Source organism: Prevotella dentasini JCM 15908 (assembly GCF_000614065.1).
Classification (GTDB): domain Bacteria; phylum Bacteroidota; class Bacteroidia; order Bacteroidales; family Bacteroidaceae; genus Prevotella; species Prevotella dentasini.
In genome coordinates this window covers 117,931-135,724 of the sequence record NZ_BAKG01000003.1, presented here as the reverse complement: position 1 = coordinate 135,724, position 17,794 = coordinate 117,931, and the positions used below count along the sequence as shown (strand labels likewise).

At 51.0% G+C, this 17,794-nt stretch carries 12 protein-coding genes and 2 pseudogenes; 2 read left to right on the top strand and 12 right to left on the bottom strand.

Annotated elements, in window-relative coordinates:
• Positions 1–459: 459 nt before the first annotated feature.
• The 11 genes and pseudogenes from JCM15908_RS02440 to JCM15908_RS02385 form a co-directional block, all read right to left on the bottom strand.
• A complete protein-coding gene (locus JCM15908_RS02440) occupies positions 460–2,271 on the bottom strand; it encodes an aminotransferase class I/II-fold pyridoxal phosphate-dependent enzyme (protein WP_025002134.1) in 1,812 nt (603 codons plus the stop codon).
• Between the two features lie 16 nt (positions 2,272–2,287).
• Positions 2,288–3,082 (bottom strand): LicD family protein, encoded by a 795-nt coding sequence (locus JCM15908_RS02435; protein ID WP_025002133.1) that lies wholly within the window; start codon positions 3,080–3,082, stop codon positions 2,288–2,290.
• Positions 3,075–3,914 carry a glycosyltransferase family 2 protein gene (locus JCM15908_RS02430; RefSeq protein WP_025002132.1) on the bottom strand — a complete coding sequence of 280 codons (840 nt, stop codon included), beginning with the start codon at positions 3,912–3,914 and terminating at the stop codon, positions 3,075–3,077. The genes JCM15908_RS02435 and JCM15908_RS02430 overlap by 8 nt, the downstream gene beginning before the upstream one ends.
• Positions 3,889–4,761 (bottom strand): glycosyltransferase family 2 protein, encoded by an 873-nt coding sequence (locus tag JCM15908_RS02425; RefSeq protein ID WP_025002131.1) that lies wholly within the window; start codon positions 4,759–4,761, stop codon positions 3,889–3,891. Before JCM15908_RS02425 ends, JCM15908_RS02430 begins: the two co-directional genes overlap by 26 nt.
• Positions 4,758–5,609, bottom strand: coding sequence for a glycosyltransferase family protein (locus JCM15908_RS02420; RefSeq protein ID WP_036892630.1), 852 nt, complete (start codon positions 5,607–5,609; stop codon positions 4,758–4,760). Before JCM15908_RS02420 ends, JCM15908_RS02425 begins: the two co-directional genes overlap by 4 nt.
• Positions 5,610–5,976: 367 nt before the next feature.
• On the bottom strand, positions 5,977–7,197 hold the full coding sequence (locus JCM15908_RS02415; protein WP_025002129.1) for an O-antigen polymerase: 1,221 nt from the start codon (positions 7,195–7,197) through the stop codon (positions 5,977–5,979).
• Between the two features lie 3 nt (positions 7,198–7,200).
• Positions 7,201–8,523: an MATE family efflux transporter gene (locus tag JCM15908_RS02410; protein WP_025002128.1), complete on the bottom strand. Its 1,323-nt coding sequence runs from the start codon at positions 8,521–8,523 to the stop codon at positions 7,201–7,203.
• Entirely contained in the window at positions 8,501–9,481 is a 981-nt protein-coding gene (locus JCM15908_RS02405; protein ID WP_025002127.1) for a hypothetical protein, read from the bottom strand. Before JCM15908_RS02405 ends, JCM15908_RS02410 begins: the two co-directional genes overlap by 23 nt.
• The gene (locus JCM15908_RS11780) at positions 9,474–10,775 is read right to left on the bottom strand and encodes a Wzz/FepE/Etk N-terminal domain-containing protein (RefSeq protein ID WP_234396352.1); all 1,302 of its coding nucleotides are present in this window, start codon (positions 10,773–10,775) and stop codon (positions 9,474–9,476) included. Before JCM15908_RS11780 ends, JCM15908_RS02405 begins: the two co-directional genes overlap by 8 nt.
• A gap of 193 nt (positions 10,776–10,968) precedes the next feature.
• Positions 10,969–13,586, bottom strand: a pseudogene (locus JCM15908_RS11775) (SLBB domain-containing protein).
• Between the two features lie 7 nt (positions 13,587–13,593).
• Positions 13,594–14,214, bottom strand: a complete 621-nt coding sequence (locus tag JCM15908_RS02385) for a sugar transferase (RefSeq protein ID WP_025002125.1) — start codon at positions 14,212–14,214, stop codon at positions 13,594–13,596.
• 116 nt (positions 14,215–14,330) lie between these two features.
• Here JCM15908_RS02385 and dinB point away from each other — a divergent pair, with 116 nt between their 5' ends.
• Positions 14,331–15,431, top strand: a complete 1,101-nt coding sequence (gene dinB / locus JCM15908_RS02380) for a DNA polymerase IV (protein WP_025002124.1) — start codon at positions 14,331–14,333, stop codon at positions 15,429–15,431.
• A 581-nt stretch (positions 15,432–16,012) separates the two neighbouring features.
• Positions 16,013–16,935 (top strand): annotated as a pseudogene (locus JCM15908_RS11770) (hypothetical protein).
• 323 nt (positions 16,936–17,258) lie between these two features.
• Here JCM15908_RS11770 and JCM15908_RS02355 read toward each other — a convergent pair.
• A complete protein-coding gene (locus JCM15908_RS02355; protein WP_025002122.1) occupies positions 17,259–17,777 on the bottom strand; it encodes a histidine phosphatase family protein in 519 nt (172 codons plus the stop codon).
• Between the last annotated feature and the right edge of the window lie 17 nt (positions 17,778–17,794).

The window sequence follows — 17,794 nt, the reverse complement described above, 5'->3', positions numbered from 1 at the left end:
TAAGGCAACGCGTTTATGGTATGGCCATAAGCCTTGTTCTTATACCGAACTCGCGTTATTTTTAAGCAGCGACCATTGTCCTTATGCTTCGACGATTCGCTTATTGTTATATGCAACTCGCATAAATTCGCTTCGCTGTAGAGACAGATTGCATGTCTGTCCGCATGCCTATCCCCTTGTCTGTGTCGTCTTTTAGGGACGGACTGGCTGAAAGCCTGCCCTTACATTCGCTTGTTGTTGTATTCAAACAATGCTTATCATTGTTTTGGAATTTTTGCTGTCAGTTTTAACATTCTCTGTAAAAGGTTGAAAAACAGCCTTTTGGGGCATGCTTCCCGCTGACGGGCTGACAGCAAGTTTGGAAACTGGAGTTTTTGACACCTTTACTTCTCTATATGATAAAAGGATGGCAGCCATGACTATGCAATGGCTACTATCCTTTCTTGATAGGAAATGACGTTATAATTCTTTCAGTGCTTTTACCAGACAGTCATTATCCCGTTGGTCGCGGATGGCTATTCGGATGTAGTTTCTCTCCTTCAAAGCATTCTTGCTGTTGCAGTCCTTGATGAGAATGTCGTGTTCCAAGAGCAGGCGACGGGTCAGTTCACCGGATGTGTGTGGCGCATTGACCTTGCAGAGGAAGTAGTTGGCCTGTGAAGGAACTACCTTCAGCCAAGGAATGGCTGTAAGCTCGTGTAGGAAACGGTTGCGCTCGGCTATGAATTTCTTGCAGGCGAGATTGTAGTCTCCGCTGTATTTGTCGTAAATCTGCATGTAGAATTCTGCAAAGGAGTTGATGTTCCAGATGCTTACGTCCTTTTTGATGAAGTCGATGAGTTCTTTATCGGCACTTGCCAATACACCAAGGCGCAGCCCCGGTACTCCGTATGACTTTGAAATGCTCTTCATCACGCACAGATGCCTGTGGCATTGCAGGACGGTATCGTCGAGCAGGGAGTTGGTGGCGTAGTCGTCAGTGAAGTCTACAAACGATTCGTCGACGATGAAACGGATGTTCCGCTCCCCTGTCCATTCTGCCAGCCGAAGCACGTCTGCCTTGCCAATGAAGTTGCCCGACGGATTGTCGGGATTGATGAGCAGCAAAGTGCGGATAGCCTTGTCTTCAAAGAATCGCATCAGGTCGTCAGCAGTATAGGCGCAGTCTTCGTTCCCGGGTACGAAACGAACGATGTCTTCAGCCTTGTAGCGGTTGGGATATTCCTCGAAGGTAGGGAATACGACTCCGATTTTCCCCTCCAGCTTCTCCATAGCACTCTTGATGAGTTCCGCCGCACCGTTTCCGACTACTATATAGTCCTGACTGACTCCGAAATACTTGCCTGCCAGCAGGGAGTTGACGAACATCCCCGACGGGTATTGCGTAAGCAGTGTATCAAAATTAGCCCGCATCTCGTCCTTCATCCGTCGGGACGGGAAGTAGGGATTGACCAGATAGCAGAAGTCCAGCAGCTTCGGAAATCTCCAATAGCCTCCATACCGCCTGTTGAATTTCTGCAGTCGGTCTTCGCCATCGGCAAAGATGGTCTCGGCAATGTCCTTGTCCTGCACGTCGTCTATTTCGTACCACTTCCTGTCTCCGATGGGCAAGGCCTTCACGTCGGTAGAGTTGAGGAATGTAATGATGCGCAGCACCTGTTCGTAGTATTCGTTGTTGCCCAGTGCCTCGCAATAGGCATTGAGGAAAGGCACGTACTTGTGTTTTGAGAACTCCTTGCTGAACTTGTAGATGTTTACCGTCTTATAGTACGAATCGGCATCCTCGTATTTGAAAGCCTGCTTGCCGATGAAGTCGATGATATTGTTGTCCTCGTCTATCTTTACTACCGTGCCGTCCATCCACGTTTCCCACTTGGCTACGAGGGCGATGTTCTGTGCCGGATTGTCGGTAATCAGTTGCAGGATACTATCCTCGTAGATGAGGTCAGACTCCAGAAGAATCGTGTCGTCCTGTGCCAACTGCTCCTTGGCCAATGCGAGCGAGTAGATGTTGTTGGTCTTGTTGTAGACGGGGTTGTTGATGTATTCTATCTTCAGGCGGTCATCGTAGCGGTGCCCGATATAGTCCGTCAGGTTCTGTGCCTGATAGCCTACGACGATGATTACCCTGCTGAGGCCGAGCCGGGACAGCTGTGTCAGCGTGCGGTCTATGAGCCTTATGCCATTGATGGGTAGCATACACTTGGTGTTGTCCTTTGTGTACTCTCCGAGGCGGCGTCCCATTCCTGCTGCCAAAATGATTGCTTGCATGCTTTGTCTTGTTATTTTAATATTTCCCAAAGTCTATGCCCGTGTGGTGGGCAGGCACTTGTTGGTCTGCCGGGGGCAGTTGCATATAATCGCCAAAGACCCCACGGAGATATTCGTCGCAGAGACTGGGTACTGGAAGCTCCGTATCTTCAAACGGCATACGCTTGGTTCCGGCAAAAACCTCCTTGCGGCAGAAAGCCTGACGATAGGTTATCCGTTCCGAAAGAAAGGCATAATAGCCCGTTTTCTCGCCGTCGTATTTCTCTTTCTCGTGCTTGAAGAACCGTTCTATGCAGGGGATGTATTGCGGAACCGACAATGCCATGACGAGTTTCTTAAGCCTTGACGCACTCTTGTAGCCTCTCCGCCTCATCAGGAAGGCCATCCGGTAGCGTGCGCAAAAGTATTGCCACATCCGGCCGGCCTTGGTCGGTGCTGCACCGTCTACCCTGAATATGTCGACAAAGATGCCTAGCTGATTGTTCTTGCCGGCATAGCCCTCCGTCTCTTCCATTCTCGTGCCGCGGAGCTTCACCTTGCAGAAGTCGAGCGGCCAGTCTACCAAACCTTCCTCAAAGTAATACTTCTCCTTATCGAGCTGTTCGCGGCAGATGGATATGAATTTGCGGTAGTTGGGAGGGGTCATCTGTATGTCGAGGTCGTCGTCCCATGGTATGAAGCCCTGATGCCGGACAGCCCCGATGGCAGAACCGCCGTTGAGACTGTATTCTATTCCGTTTCTGCTACAGAGCGCATCAATGTCCTTTGCTATGCTTAAGATGACAAGCTGAAGATGTCTTAGTTCAGTCATTCTGCTTTCTCAGTATTTTTTTATAAGTGAAAACCCTCAGGGAGTTTGGCACGATGCGCACTATGCCGCGGATGGCAGAGTTGGTGAGAAACTCATAGAACGAGGTGAACCCCATCTTGTGGAAGTGCCATTGTGCCCTGATGTCGTCCTTGGCATACTTCCATCCGCCACGGCGGCGGTAGACATCGTAGGAGAAACGGAACCAGAGGAGGCTTTCCTGCAGGTTGTAGAACTTGCAGCCTGTCAGTATCATGTTTATCCAGAGAATGTAATCCTCGGGGAAACTCTGGTAGCCGCCTGCCTTGAGCACCTTGCTCCGCTTGTAGACTACCGTCGGATGATTGACGGGGCAACGGCGACGGGCATATTTCAGTATGTCTTTGTGAAGTTCGGGAAGCGTCCGCTGCGAGCGGATGTTCTGTATATTGTCCTCAAACTCGTCTATGAGCGAGCTGCAAATATCTATATCGGGGTGCGAGGTCATAAACGCGATTTCGCGTTCAAAGCGGTTGGGCTTGCAGATGTCGTCCGTGTCCATGCGCGCCACCAGCTCGTAGGAGCAGTGTTGCAGTCCTATGTTGAGGGCTGTTCCCAGTCCGCGGTTCTCTTTCTGTGGGAAAACCTTTAGTTCGGGATGGCGTTTCTGATAGTCGCTGACCACCTCGTGCAGCTCGGGTGTGAGCGGCCCGTCCTCAATGAGTATGACCTCGTCGGGGGGGAGCGTCTGGTTGAAGACGCTGTCGAGACTCTGCCGCATCCACTGAGGGTTCTCCTTGGCATAGACAGACATCAGGACGGAGAATCTGTTACTGCTGTTTTCCTTTGAGTCCATCTTTCACTCCTTTTGTTATTTGTCTGAAATAAGAACGCCTGCCGGGGCTGATTATTGTATAATAAAAGAACTTGACAATGTATTTTATGCCATTGCCGGCCACCCATCTCTTCGGTGTATAGCGTCGGCGCAGCAGCCAGAGGTAGTTGCGGTACTGATAGTACATGCGGAAGGCTGGCGTAATGTGTATCGCACGCTTCCCTGCCACCTTCTTGGTAGCGATGCCCAAGGTATGTTCCATGAATATATGCGTGTCGTAGAACGACCGTGCGCCGGCCTTGTGCCTTGCCCTCCAGCACCATTCGCAGTCTACTGCATCGATAAAGAGGTCTTCCTCCATTCCTCCTATCTCCTTGAAGAGCGGAACGGGAATAAGCGACATGGAGTTCATCGTGTGGGTTACTTCCAACAGGTCGTGCCCTGCTATCCGCGTCTTCCCTATCTTGGCAATGTTGTAGGTAATCGGCTGGTGGCTGTAATGGTCAATACCGATGGGCGCGACGGCTGCTACCTTGATGCCCTCCTGCTGTAAGTCGGTCATTGTTTGCAGCAGGCGGGCTATCGTATCGTCGTCGATGAGCGTGTCTTGGTCGCACGATATGAGATAGTCGAAGCCACGTTCGGCGAAGTGGCTGATACCCCGGTTTTGTGCAGCGGCTATGCCCTTGTTGCCACCCATGAAGATGTAGTGTGTCTTGCCGTCCGTTTGGTCGAACAGGGCCTTGTTGTTCTGGTCTGAATTGTCTACGATGCAGACTTCTTCCACCTGTCTTAGCAGGCAGCCGACCACCTTTTCCGTCATTTCCCTGTCAGGATGGTAGAGGACGATGAGCGCGCCTATTTTCATTTTTCTTTCTGTTTCGTTAATCCGGCAGCCCATCCCCTGACCATGAATTTCCACCTCTTGCATCCGCCTTTTACCAGTAACGGGAAGTAGACGAAGCGCAGCAGCTGTTTGACGCCCTGTGCCACCTTCCACTGGCGCGGCACATACGTCCGGTGCAGCAGCCACAGATAGTTGCGGCAAGAATAGTAGTAGCGTATGGGGGCAGAGATAATGACGGTGTGCTGCCCTATCCGAAGCTCGTCGGCCCCCACCTTGTGGCGTATCTGCACCTTGGGGGTGATGCCGCAGACATAGCCCTTGGATTCGGCACGCCAGCACCACTCGAAGTCTACAAAGTCGATGAAGAGCCGTGCATCGTTCAGGCCTACCTCGCGCAGTACCTCTGTTGCCACGCAGCTGCCCGACGAGATGACGTCTCTTCTGACGATGAGGCCGTCTTCCGGGGCTGTGTCCTTGTGGAGGGCAGAACGGTATTCCTCTCCGCTGTCGTTTCTTACGACGGTCGGACCCAGCAGGGCGAGCCGCGGCTGCCTTGCCCTGACAGCCTCATACTGCGCGGCTATCTCGTCAGGATAGCCGGCCGATACCCGTGAGTCTTGGTCTAAAAAAACGATATGGCTGATGCGGCCGTCTTCCATAGCCCGTTCCATCCCCCGGTTCTGCGCCTCGGCTATGCCTAAGTTGCCGTGGTTGAAGATATAGTCCATCTGTCCTATATGGTCGGAGGACAATGAGGGCATGGCGGAATTGTCTACAACGACTCCTCTGTAGCGTTCTGCGAGTTGGCGAACGTGGTCGATGTCGGTAGGCTTGGGGTTGTATAAGATGATGATGACCGCTATTTGCATGGTTGTCTTTTTCTCTCCCACAAAGGTAAGTAAAAAGTGCGGACTGACCAAATAATATGTTTTCAACCTTTCCTATGAGTGTTTCCCAGACGAGGAAAAGAGTTTACAATTGTAGCTCTTTTCCCCTTCCGACGGGATATGTTGTTTAGAGTTATTTAGACTTGTAATAGTCGTATAATCAATGGATTATATCTATTTATAAAAACAGGTTTGCGCGTGTGGTTAAAGTGTCTTTTTCGTCATGCGAAAGTGCCACTTTCGACGGACGAAAGTGGCACTTTGGCGTGGCCGTTGAGGCTGAATGGAAGAATGAACGGGGAATTTTCCTTACATTCTCTGACAAGGTCAATCGTATGGATGCTTTTCTCTATTCAGTTTGTTTGCCTGTTATCGCCACCCATCTGACCCGTTGCTGGAGTACCAGCGTGAAGACTATCAGGTACTGGAAGAGCAAGGAGAGACTGAGGATGAGGTTCTCCTGAAAGAACTGGAGTACGAGAATCTCTACCACGTAGGCATAGAGGCAGCGCGAGATAGTGCCACCGTTGCGGCACTGGCGGTAGAGCCAGCCCGTAAACACGCCATAGACCGACGAGAAGAAGGCGACGCCTTTGTAGCCGAAATCCTCGAAGAAGGGTTGGAAGGTGGTGTAGACGTTGGTCGGTATGGGCACCTGTACAAACTCCTGCAGCTTGGGTTCGACGATGAAGTTGCCCCACCCCATCTTGGAGGCAAAGGCATAGAAGAAGGCAAACGAGCGCGACCCGAACTGCGGCGTCAGCTTTTCCTGTACCTGCTCGAATGCCACCGGGGGCGAGAGAATGTACATGGCGAAGAAGTCGAGGAAGGTCGATTCCTCTGTCTGCTTGGCATCGGTAGAGCTTCGCAGGATGTTGATGCCATAGAAAAGAAAGACGGCCAGCCCGCCCCATAGGAGGATGCTCCTCAATTTTATCTTCTCCTTTTGGTAAAGTATGAAGAGGGCCGTGAACATTAGGAAGAACAAGGCTCCCTTCTCCATGATGGCAACGGCACACATGAGGTTGGCTATCGTAACGGTAATGAGCGTTGCCTTGCTGATTTTAGGATATTTCCATACGCAGATGATGAAGAGTGCCTGATTGACGGCATTGATGTATTTCAGGAGTTTGCCCAAGGTGTCTTCTTCCCCTGCATTGGCGAGAATACGGAGATTGAAGAGCAGGTTCTCCGTTCCGAACATGGAGACCACCTTGTATATCTTGTAGACATAGAGAGGAGTGCAGACTATGGAGAGGATATAGAAGGCGAGAAAGAAAAATTTGCTGTAGTTCATCTCCTCTCTGATGGCAGCTGTAGAGCAGTCTACGCCGGGGAAGGCATAGTAGGTCAGTATTCCTGTCAGGCTCATCATCGGAACCCATATCAGCACGCAGGTATAGAAGCGGCTCTGAAGCGGGTAGAGGTCGGTCGTGCTGATTTGGAACATTACGACGATAGCCAGCCACACGCCTGCCGTAATGAACCACGGCGAGAATATATCACCGATGCGGAAGGTGAGGAATGTGGCAAGGAGAATACCTAATATGATGATAATGATTGCAGCCATATACTAATTTTTCCAGATTCCTTTTGCAGTTCCGTCCATCAGCTTCCTGTATTGCAGCCGGTTGACGACGGCTCCGGGCAGATTGACCGTGGCGAGGGCGAGTATCATCCCGGTAATGCCAATATACCGGCTCAAAAGCCACGACAAGGGGAAGTAGGCGACGGCCGCCCCGACGGTGAAGATGAGCTGAAGCGAGAGTGTGCCGATGCCGTTAAGTATGTAGGAGTAGCAGAGACTGCATATAACGATGAAGATATACAGGGCCATGGCTGCCGACATGGTGGTGGGGATTTCTACCGATGTCCCTACCCAGAGACGGTAGACGGGACGAGAGACGGCAACCATCACGACAAGGAGAACGGCGATGCCGAGCAGAATGAGGTGAAGTCTGTGCATGGAGCGTTTTATCCATGCAAAGTCCTTTTTGGTATAGGCATCGGTCGTGGCACTCCAGAAGGGAACGGCTATGACGGTGAATAGCATCATCGTCATGGAAAAATAGCGGTAAGATACCTGATAGGGCGTTACCATGTCGGGAGAGAAGAATCTCGATACCAGCGCATTGGAAGACGCGAAGAGGACGACGCCGGCTATTTGCAATACGAAGAATTTCACGCCGATGCTGAACAGTTCACGTACTGCATGCTTGTTGAAATAGCGGAGGGATGGACGCAGCTTGGGGTAGTAGATGCCGAACGTGACGGGATAGGAGAGCAAATAAACAAGCAGGGGAGCAAGCGTGTAGCAGAGAGCCACCATCAGCAGAGAGTGGATTTCCTGCCAGCGGAGCAGGTAGACGCCGATGAGGGTAAGGGTCTGTCCGCCTACTACCAAGGCGTTGTTGACGGCAGGAAGCTGTAGTCCGAGATATACGTTGCCGATAAAGCGGAAAATGAAGGTTGCGCATACAAGGGCAATGCACATGGATAGAATCTCCTGAAGATTAGGGACTATGGCACTGCTGATGTTCAGCAGATGATAGATGTCTGCCGTATTGACGAGCAGCATCAGGACTATGGCGACGGGAACTATGATGCATACCAGCATGGCGAAGGTGGAGGAGACGCTTTCGCGTGCCTTTTCGTAGTCACCGTTGGCAATCTGTTCGGAGAGCTTGTTGCGGAGTCCGTTGCCCAAACCTATGTCGAGCGAGTCTATCCACAGCAGAATGGAGCTGATGGTCATCCATATCCCGTTCTCGTAATTGCCGAGGCAGAAGAGGGTAACGGGGACGAGCAGCAGCTGTACCATTCCCGACCATCCTTTTATCAAGAAAGAGAAAAGGATGTTCTTGCGTATCAATTTAGATCTGTTGTCTAAGTTCATCGGTCTCGCCTTTCTTTCTTAATTTTATCTTATGCCTTATGAGGACTATCCAGAGTGTAATGAAGAACGTGTAGAACAGCCATACGGCAATGTTCACGAGGCGTTTGGGATGAGAGGGCTGTTGGGGATACGTCTCGTTGACAAGCGTGATAAAGTAGGGGATGGTGCGCTGTACGTGCATCTCCGCCAGCTTGTACTGCTGAATAGAGTTGTTGTATTCCGCCAAGGCATTGTCTACCTTCTGCTGTAACAGGCTCTCTTCAAGTTGTACGGAAGGCTCGAATATGTCCGTGTGGCTGTCTACGAAGCGGGAGTAGGCTTTCATTGCCTTCTCGTATTTGGCCTTCGATTGCGACAGCTCCCGGCTTCGGTTGCCGAGGTCTATCTCTGCTTTCCTGCGGCTGTAGTCGGTAAGATAGGTTTGCAGGCGGGTACAGACGGAGTCGAGGAGTGTAAAGGCGATGTGAGGGTCTTGAGCTGATGTCTGTATGGTAATGACCCCATTGTGCATGTTTACCTCGCACTTGACATTTTCGTCAATGAGTTCGGGCAGCTTTTCTTTCCCCGTGAAGCGTGTCCACCAAGGCTGCTGATAGTCTTGTAGCAGGTATTGGGCAAATGTTTTGGGGCTTGTTCCGTCTTTCTTGCTGACGGTGATGTTCCCCAATTCCATGCGGAAAGTGGACGATTCAAGTATGTTTCGGTAGAGCCATGGGTCGGTGGTAAGGTTTCCCTCCTTCATGCCGAGCTTCTGGGTAATGGAGGAGAAGGCATCGGTACGCTTGAACACCTTGTCCTCGCTGGCATCTATGGAAATCTTCCGCTGTACGTCGTAGGAGTGATGGGAAAGGTCTGTCAGTATCCATGCTATTGCTACGGCAATGGCACAATTGGTAAGGAACAGCCACTTGTGCCGTAGACATTCCTTCCTGACGCTCCATAGCTTTACGCTACTCATTGATGATGACGATGATTTCCCGACGACGCTTGATGATTAGGGCTGTCAGGGCAATTGCCCAGCCCAAGAAAAGAAAGACGGCAAGAATGTATATCTTTGGCGTATTGGCGTGCTTGACGGGGACGGTAGCCGATTGTACGACAGTAAATGCAGGTACCCGCTCTTGCAGTTTGGCGCGTGCCATCTGCAATTGCTGTACGAGCTGGGTGTAGATGTTGTACTTCAGCTGCATGTCGTTCTCAAGGTCTTCCTGTTGAGACCTGATAGACTCCAGTACTATGTCGGTGTTGGCGTCGCTGAAGACGGCATACTTCTTTCGTGCGTCCTCGTAGTTCTTCTTGGCTTCCAGAAATAGCCGCTCCATGTATTTGAGGTCGTTGCGTGCCTTGGAAGTCCTGTATCGGGTGATATATACTTGGAGGCGTTTCTTAACGGAGTCTGCCATGGTTGCCGATACCAAGGGGTCTTGGCTGGTAACTTCTATGTTGATGACATTGGTCTTCTTGTCTACTGAGCAGGCAATATCTCCCTTAATGGAGCTGACAATGTTGAACTGGTCTTTGGTCAGCTCGAATGGATTGACCTTTGTGGAGTCTCCGCGGCTTATTTCTTTCTTCTTGATGAACTTTTTCCCGATGTATTTGGTAAAGCTTTCCATCTGTTTGCTCCACCAAGGTTGCTTTTGGTGGTGTCGGAGATAATCGTAATAGGTGGTGTGGACGGATTTGTCAAGGGTTTCGACTGGAATATCGAACAAACCGATAATGAAGTCGTTGGAACTCATTAGGTCGGGATAAATCTCGGGATAGATGGCATCGCCGGTCGGGTTGGCATCGTTGTATAGTCCGACCATTGAGGCGAGCGACGAAACGCCCGACAACATGTTGTTGTTGGCCGTTTCCGGTGCAAGCATTACGTTGGCCTTGTATATCTTGGGTATCTGAAAGGCTGCCCAAATGCCCAATACTGCAAAGGCAACCGTGCAGGCAGTGGGTATCCACCAGTCCTTTTTCATTGCACGGAATAGCCCGACTACGTTGAAGCCAATCTTGCTTTTCCTTATTGGCTTTTCGTCATTGGCCTGTTGAGGGTTTGGGGAAGAATGTTTTGCCCGCTCTTCTTTGCCTTCTTCTTTTACGTCGGAGGCAGTGTCGTTGTTGCCGTCTTCCTTTGGCATTTCCATGTATTTTTTATTGGAAATATCCTCTGCCTCCCCGGCGCTGTCCGTAGCAGGGGTTTTCTTCCACCTTTCTTGCAGGGCAATCCACTTGCGTTTTAAGTCAAATATATTCATTTTGGGTATGTCTCTATGTTTGTTTGCCATTAACCTTGCTTCTCTCTCAGCTCCAGAATGATGTCGTTCACGAGATAGGTATCGCTCATAAAATGTATCTGATACTTTGGGGGGTGCATCATGCGGCAGGTGTCGGTTCTATAATCTCTTTGTTCAGGATATAGAATCCGTTATACCCGTATAGCTTTCCTGTTTATTTCAGCAGGTTGGCGATGGTTGCAATGACAGCCGCAATACTTGCCGCACTTGATCCGATACTCAGGGTCTCGGCAAGGCTCAGCTTGCTCTGTGCCTTGGTGGGGACAATAATCTCGCATCCCGGACGAACCTTGGCGTTGTGTCCAACCTTAGCCTGCATGCCATTCATGTAGAAAATGTAAGTATTGCGCTTCTTGGCGTCGCTGGAAAATCCGCCGGCCTGATCAATGTAATAGCTGACGCTCTTGCCTTCTACGTATCCTACGGTGTTCGGATTCATAACCGCTCCGTTTATCTTCACCGTACCATTGTATTGTGGAATAATCAGGCGGTCTCCCTCTCGGAGGATAATGTCGGCATCGCTGCCAACGTTTGCAATAGCCTTGTCAAGCTCTATGCCTACAGGATAGGTCTCCGGCACTCTGAATTTCTTCAGTTTGGCTCATTACTTTGCTGTGCTGCCTGAAGCACGGAGGCGTTATTGGTCTTGGAGGCCATTGCCAGCAGGTTCTTTTGCTCCTCTTCCTGCTGTTGCCTGAAGGCGGTTTCCATACGCATTTTTTCTATATCGTTGGGGCGGCGTTCCAGTCGTGCACCCTGAATATAGGCTAAGTCTGTAGCTCCTCCGGCTGCCTTGAACAGGTCGCTCAACCGCATAGAGCGCGACGTCAGCGTATAGTTGCCTGCGAACATGACCTCTCCCTCAACACTAACGTTCTTCAAATCGGACGTACCCGGACTTTTGCGCACGTAGACCTCGTCGTATGGCTGCAGTGTAAATCCGGGAACGCCATCAATAACAAATCCGTCTTTAAGGGCAAAAGAGTAGGAATGGGAAATGATGGAGTCTGTTCTCATTGCCTGAGGATTGATTATCCTACGGGCGACGTCGACCCTGACGGTAGATGCAGTCTGCTTCAAGCCGCCGGCCTGAATAATGAAATCCTCCAACGTCTCGTTGTCTGCATACTTGTAGATGCCGGGGTAGAGCACTTCGCCGTGGATGGTGATGGTCTGTTCTTCCTGTACATCCGTCCTTGTCGGTACAAAGAGAACATCCTCGTTCTGCAAGGGAATGTCAGCAGCCTTTCCTGTCAGTATGCCGTCAATGTCTACAGAAATGACTTCGAGCGAGCGGTCGGCCTTCTGCCGATGCAGGATTGCGTGCCCTCCGAAGGCGACTTCAGTCAGTCCTTCTGCCGCATCGACCAGTCCGCGCACGCTGTTTATCTGTCCGCCTACCTCGTACATGCCGGGGCGGAACACGGCTCCCTTCACCTCTACCATGTTCTCGTAGCGTGGGATAACGGAGTCTACGCTGATTGAATCCTCGTCGGAAATTCGGAAACTGTTCATGTCAAACTCGTTGACATTGAAGATAGAATACTGCCGCCCCGTCTTTCTGCGTACACGTACCGACCGGGTGTAGGCATCGCCTGCGAAGCCTCCGGCATATCCGATGAGCGTCTTGAGGTTCTCGCCTCGCTTCATCTCGTAGTACATGGGGCGTTTCACCTTTCCGCTCACTTGCGCAATCATGTCGTAAGGACCTACAACAATCACGTCGTTGTCCGCCAACCGCACGTTTCCACTCAGATGGCCGCGGCGCAGAAAGTCGTAAACGTCAACCGTACTGATGAGCGATCCTCCTCTATATACCTTAATATTACGCAGTGTACCCAATTCTCCGATACCGCCTGCCATATACAACGCGTTGAAGACGGTGGCAAAGGCAGACAGCGTGTAGGTACCCGGGGTCTTCACTTCACCCACAACATTGACAATAATGGTATGCGTCTGCCCGACGGAAAGCCGGATGCTCGAGCTGCTGTAGCGTTTGCCCAGCTTTTCTCGGATGCGTCTGTTGGCCTGTTCTACAGACAGACCGCTTACCTGAATAGGGCCGAACCCCTCTATGGTAAGAACCCCATCGGGAGCAACAGTGGTCTGATAGGATTTCTGCGAAGCCCCGTAAATGTCGATGAATACGGCATCGCCCGGCCCGAGCCGGTAGTTGCGCGGCAGTGCCATGTTCATGTTCGGCTCGAACGACAGGTTCTTGTTGCTGAAAATATCGCGTCCCCACACCTCTTTTTTATTATGGCTGAGTTGCTTGAGCAGCATTTCGTACATGGCAGCCGTGTCCTGCGGCAGCCAGTTATCCATTTCGTCCTGCATCATCAGGAACTCTCCGTCCTCCTCGTCGTACGTGTGTTGCCGGGAGCGGTTATTGGATATGCGTCCGTTGGAGTAGAGTTCAGTCTCCTGCTGGTCGCGGCTGTACTCCTGACGTGTTTCGTCTGCTATCTGCTTCTTGTTCTTTCCGGGGCGTTGTTGTCCGTTGTTGGTCCGGTTGCGGTCGGCGGTCTTGTCGGTGGTTGATCCAATGGCAACATCGCCTTTCTTCATTTTCTCGTATGTTTTCCTTACCCTTCGTATCTGCGATATATCCACGCCGTTTTGCATCAGCTTGGTAATAATCTGTGCCTGTGCCGTTCCCTTCGATTGTTCCTTGACGATGAAGTCCATCACCTGCGTATCGGTCATGGACGACTGGGCGAAAGTGCCGAGTGTGCACAATGCCATCAGAAAAAGCAGAATGTATCTTTTCATATTCCTTTTAGAATGTTTTGCCACTGATAATTTTTAGTACGGTCTTGACAACGATAGAGAAATCCATCCACAGCGACCAGTGTTGCATATAGTGGATGTCCATCTCCATGCGTCGGAGCATCTTCTCCATCGTGTCCGTGTAGCCGTTATAGATGGTTGCCTCCGACGTTAGTCCCGGCCTAACCTGATATATGAGCGGATAGCGGTCGGTATGCTCCATAATCTTGTCTATGAAGTATTTGCGTTCAGGACGAGGTCCTACGAACGACATATCTCCACGGACGACATTCCAAAGCTGCGGAAGCTCGTCGAGATGATGGTTGCGCAGGAGCTGCTCGAGGGGGGTTGAGGTCGTGCTGTCGCACTGGGCGACCAGTCTGGGTCCCTCTTCCTCGACGACGCTGCTCATTGTCCGAAATTTGAAGATGACGAACGGGCGGCCTTTGTATCCTATCCTGACCTGCCGGAAAAACACCGGTCCGTTGCCCTGCAGCTTCATGGCAATGGCGATTATGGCGAATACGGGAGACAATGCGACAAGTCCAAGGAGGGCCAGACAGAAGTCCAGCAGTCTCTTGATAGTCTTTTGTGCCCAGTTCAGCGGTGCACGGCCATGGTGTAGCGTCATTTGTTTCTTGCGTACTTTCTCGTTCTATATAACTGAATTATTCGTATTTTGTTGCAAAGGTACGTTTTTTTATTTATTTCCCGAATAAAATTTGTGTATCTTTGCAACGCATTAGGATGGAGAAACCTGCTTTGCAACGTAAAATAATACATATAGACATGGATGCGTTCTTCGCTTCTGTAGAACAGCACGACCGTCCCGAACTTCGCGGATTGCCCTTGGCAATAGGCCGCGACGTGCCGCGTGGCGTGGTTTCCACGGCAAGTTACGAGGCGCGTCCTTTCGGTGTGCGCTCCGCCATGTCCATTATGCAGGCCAAGAAACGCTGTCCCGGTCTGCTGATAGTACCGCCGCGGTTCGGGCGTTACAAGGAGGTATCTGGCCAGATACACGCTATCTTCCATGAGTACACCGATTTGGTTGAGCCGCTCTCCATAGACGAGGCCTTTCTCGACGTAACGGAGAACAAGAAGGGCATGGGGTTGGCTATCGACATTGCCCGTGCCATCAAACGGGAGATATACGAGAAGACGGGACTGACGGCGTCGGCAGGTGTCAGCTACAATAAGTTTCTGGCAAAGATAGCGTCTGACTATCGGAAGCCCGACGGTCTTTTCCTCGTCCATCCCGACCGTGCGCTTGACTTTGTCGGGCGTCTGCCCGTTGAGAAGTTTTGGGGTGTGGGGCCCAAGACAGCTCAGACGATGCACGGGATGGGTATCGTTACGGGCGAACAGCTGAGGGAGGTTTCGCTGAGCCATCTGTTACAACGGTTTGGAAAGCAGGGAAAGATTTATTTTGACTTCGCCCGGGGGATAGACAACCGCCCTGTTGTCGTCGACCACGAGAGAAAATCGGTGGGCTGCGAACGTACTTTCATGGAAGACATCAGCTCGAAATCTACCGTTATCATAGAACTCTACCACACCGTACTGGAGTTGGTGGAACGGCTGGAGCGTTCCGGCTTCGAGGGCAGGACGTTGACGCTGAAACTGAAGTGGGATGCCATGACTCAGATTACGCGCAGCATTACCCATACGAAGGCACTCCGCACAAAGGACGAGATACTCCCTTTGGCTAAACGGCTTTTGTCACAGACGGAGTACGGCAGCCGCCCTGTCCGGCTGATGGGGCTGTCGGTTTCGTCTCCAGTCCACGATTCCGACGGTCAGAAACCATGGCAGGAATGGGTGGAGGGATATTTGCAGTTCCATTAGTCAGATGGAGCGGGACGAGAGTCTGTCAATATCTTTCAACAAAAAGATATTGACAAATCCGTAAATGTTATGTGCCTGCGGTGCGACAAGGCCGTTTTGGCCCAGTCGAAGTGCCACTTTCGCATGCTCAAAGTGCCGCTTTCGCATCATCATCAGGCTGTTTCGCAACACCGTGCAGCCGCTTTTAAGAGAGATTCGTATATATCTAATTATCAGATAATTACAAACAGAGTATTCAAAGCCATCCGAAAGACTACAAAGATAAGGATGAAAGAATCGTGTAAAATAAATTCATCCATTCCCCTTCCATCCATCATCAGAAAGCCGATACCTTCCTCCTCATTATAGCCCATGCGCAAGCCACAAGCCTACGCAGCCAACACCACCTTAGTATAATAGGCAGACAGAAACAACCGCACCGCCCCTTCCGTCTTCTCGGCTTGCCCACCGACACCTTTAGGGAAATTCCCCCACCTTATTAGGGAAAATCCTTTCCATTGCTTGTTTTTTATTCGTTTCTTTGCAACGTGATACAGCGAGTCTGACACTTAAGCTAATTATAACAATAAGGAGAAAAGAGTATGAAAAGAATATTAACAGCCTTTGTCGCTTTATTTGCCTTCATAGTAACGGCAAGCGGCATGAGTTACGAACAGGCTCGAAGGCAGGCGTTGTTCCTGACCGACAAGATGGCATATGAACTGAACCTTACCGAAGAGCAGTACGAAGCTGCCTACGAGATTAATCTTGACTACCTGATGAGCGTCAACACGGCAGACGACCTCTACGGAACCTACTGGGCGCACCGCAATCAGGACCTCTGCTACATACTGCTCGACTGGCAATACAGGTCGTTCGTAGCCGCATCTTACTTCTACCGCCCCCTCTGGTGGGATGCAGGCTACTGGCATTTCGGCATCTATGCACGCTATCCGCACCGAGACTACTTCTACTTTGGCCGGCAAGATTCTACGCCCACTACCGCGGAGGCCATAGCTGGAGAATGAACGGAGGAAGAAGCTGGTACAGAGAACGAAACTTTTACGGACGGCGGAACGATAGCGCAAGGTTCGGAATGAGAGACAGATTCCATAGAGGAGACTACAGAAACGGATTCGACGGGCGTCCGACACGATTTGCACAGAACGACAGGACACGTTCATTCGGCAATCATCCGACGCGCTCGTTCGGAGGAAACCGAACAGGAATACCACGCGAAAGCTCTACACGGACGACCGTAAGCCGCGGACAACGTCCCTTCGGCAACGGAGCGGGAGCACCCGGAAGAAGCAGAAACTTCAACGACACGCAACAATACTCCCCCAGTAGGTCGTTCACGCCGTCGGGAGGAAACCGCACCTACAGCACTCCCAACAGGTCGTTTGGCACATCGGGAAGCTCATTCAGGACAAACCGCTCATTCAGCTCGCCCAGCCGCAGTTTCGGAGGCAGTACGAGAAGTTTCGGAGGAAACCGCAGCGGTAGTTTTGGAGGACACAGATAAGACAGACAAACAGAGATGCAGTAACAACAAAAGCCACTTGATACAATATATATACATTACCAACTGCACTACAATTCGCGATAATAGCAGACACAAGCCTACTCACATAGATAATAAAAGGCAATTAGAGAGTTATTTACAGAGAGAGAGGAATTCTACGAGATGTAGAGTTCCTCTTGTTTTTATACCGGCAACGGGAAACCTGACATGTCTGTGACGGCAGCGGCAGGACTATATTCCCTCAGAAAAAACGACGGACAAACCTTGCCGAGCACCCTATCTGACAGTCAAGGGAAAAGAGAGCCGTACTGCATGATGCAGTTCTAAAGCTCCAGCACCCGCACTTCCAGATTCTTCATTGGCAAAATCTCATTCATCGGCTTGGAATAATAAACACTCTGCACCGCCTTGTTGATGATGCCATGTCCGACGGCCAACACCGTCTGACCGGGATATTTCCCGCGAATCCAAGCCAAGAACTTCTCGGCACGCTCCTTCATTGCCGGAAGCGTCTCAATGTCTTTCGGCCACAGCGTGGGGTCGTCGAGATGGGAAAGGCTGGGAATATGCTTGCCCGTAAACGAACCCCAATCGCGCTCACGCAACAAGGGAGTAACGGCAACGCTCCCCCCATGAGGAGCGGCAAGGATGGTACAGGTATCGATGCTGCGCTGCAAATCGCTCGACACAAAAGCATCGATGTGCCTCTCCTGCAAGGCCGTGGCAGCCTCACGTGCCTGTTCCACACCGTGTTCGTTGAGCTGTCCCGGTGTCTGCCCCTGCATAATGCGGTTAACATTGTCGACCGTCTCACCATGCCGAACCAATAGTAATGTTGTCATAGATGTTTATATTTAAC

Bases quoted from the DNA above. Each gene is read 5' to 3' on its own strand.
- JCM15908_RS02440 (WP_025002134.1), bottom strand. From the start codon at position 2,271: ATGCAAGCAATCATTTTGGCAGCAGGAATGGGACGCCGCCTCGGAGAG.
- JCM15908_RS02435 (WP_025002133.1), bottom strand. From the start codon at position 3,082: ATGACTGAACTAAGACATCTTCAGCTTGTCATCTTAAGCATAGCAAAG.
- JCM15908_RS02430 (WP_025002132.1), bottom strand. From the start codon at position 3,914: ATGGACTCAAAGGAAAACAGCAGTAACAGATTCTCCGTCCTGATGTCT.
- JCM15908_RS02425 (WP_025002131.1), bottom strand. From the start codon at position 4,761: ATGAAAATAGGCGCGCTCATCGTCCTCTACCATCCTGACAGGGAAATG.
- JCM15908_RS02420 (WP_036892630.1), bottom strand. From the start codon at position 5,609: ATGCAAATAGCGGTCATCATCATCTTATACAACCCCAAGCCTACCGAC.
- JCM15908_RS02415 (WP_025002129.1), bottom strand. From the start codon at position 7,197: ATGGCTGCAATCATTATCATCATATTAGGTATTCTCCTTGCCACATTC.
- JCM15908_RS02410 (WP_025002128.1), bottom strand. From the start codon at position 8,523: ATGAACTTAGACAACAGATCTAAATTGATACGCAAGAACATCCTTTTC.
- JCM15908_RS02405 (WP_025002127.1), bottom strand. From the start codon at position 9,481: ATGAGTAGCGTAAAGCTATGGAGCGTCAGGAAGGAATGTCTACGGCAC.
- JCM15908_RS11780 (WP_234396352.1), bottom strand. From the start codon at position 10,775: ATGAATATATTTGACTTAAAACGCAAGTGGATTGCCCTGCAAGAAAGG.
- JCM15908_RS02385 (WP_025002125.1), bottom strand. From the start codon at position 14,214: ATGACGCTACACCATGGCCGTGCACCGCTGAACTGGGCACAAAAGACT.
- dinB (WP_025002124.1), top strand. From the start codon at position 14,331: ATGGAGAAACCTGCTTTGCAACGTAAAATAATACATATAGACATGGAT.
- JCM15908_RS02355 (WP_025002122.1), bottom strand. From the start codon at position 17,777: ATGACAACATTACTATTGGTTCGGCATGGTGAGACGGTCGACAATGTT.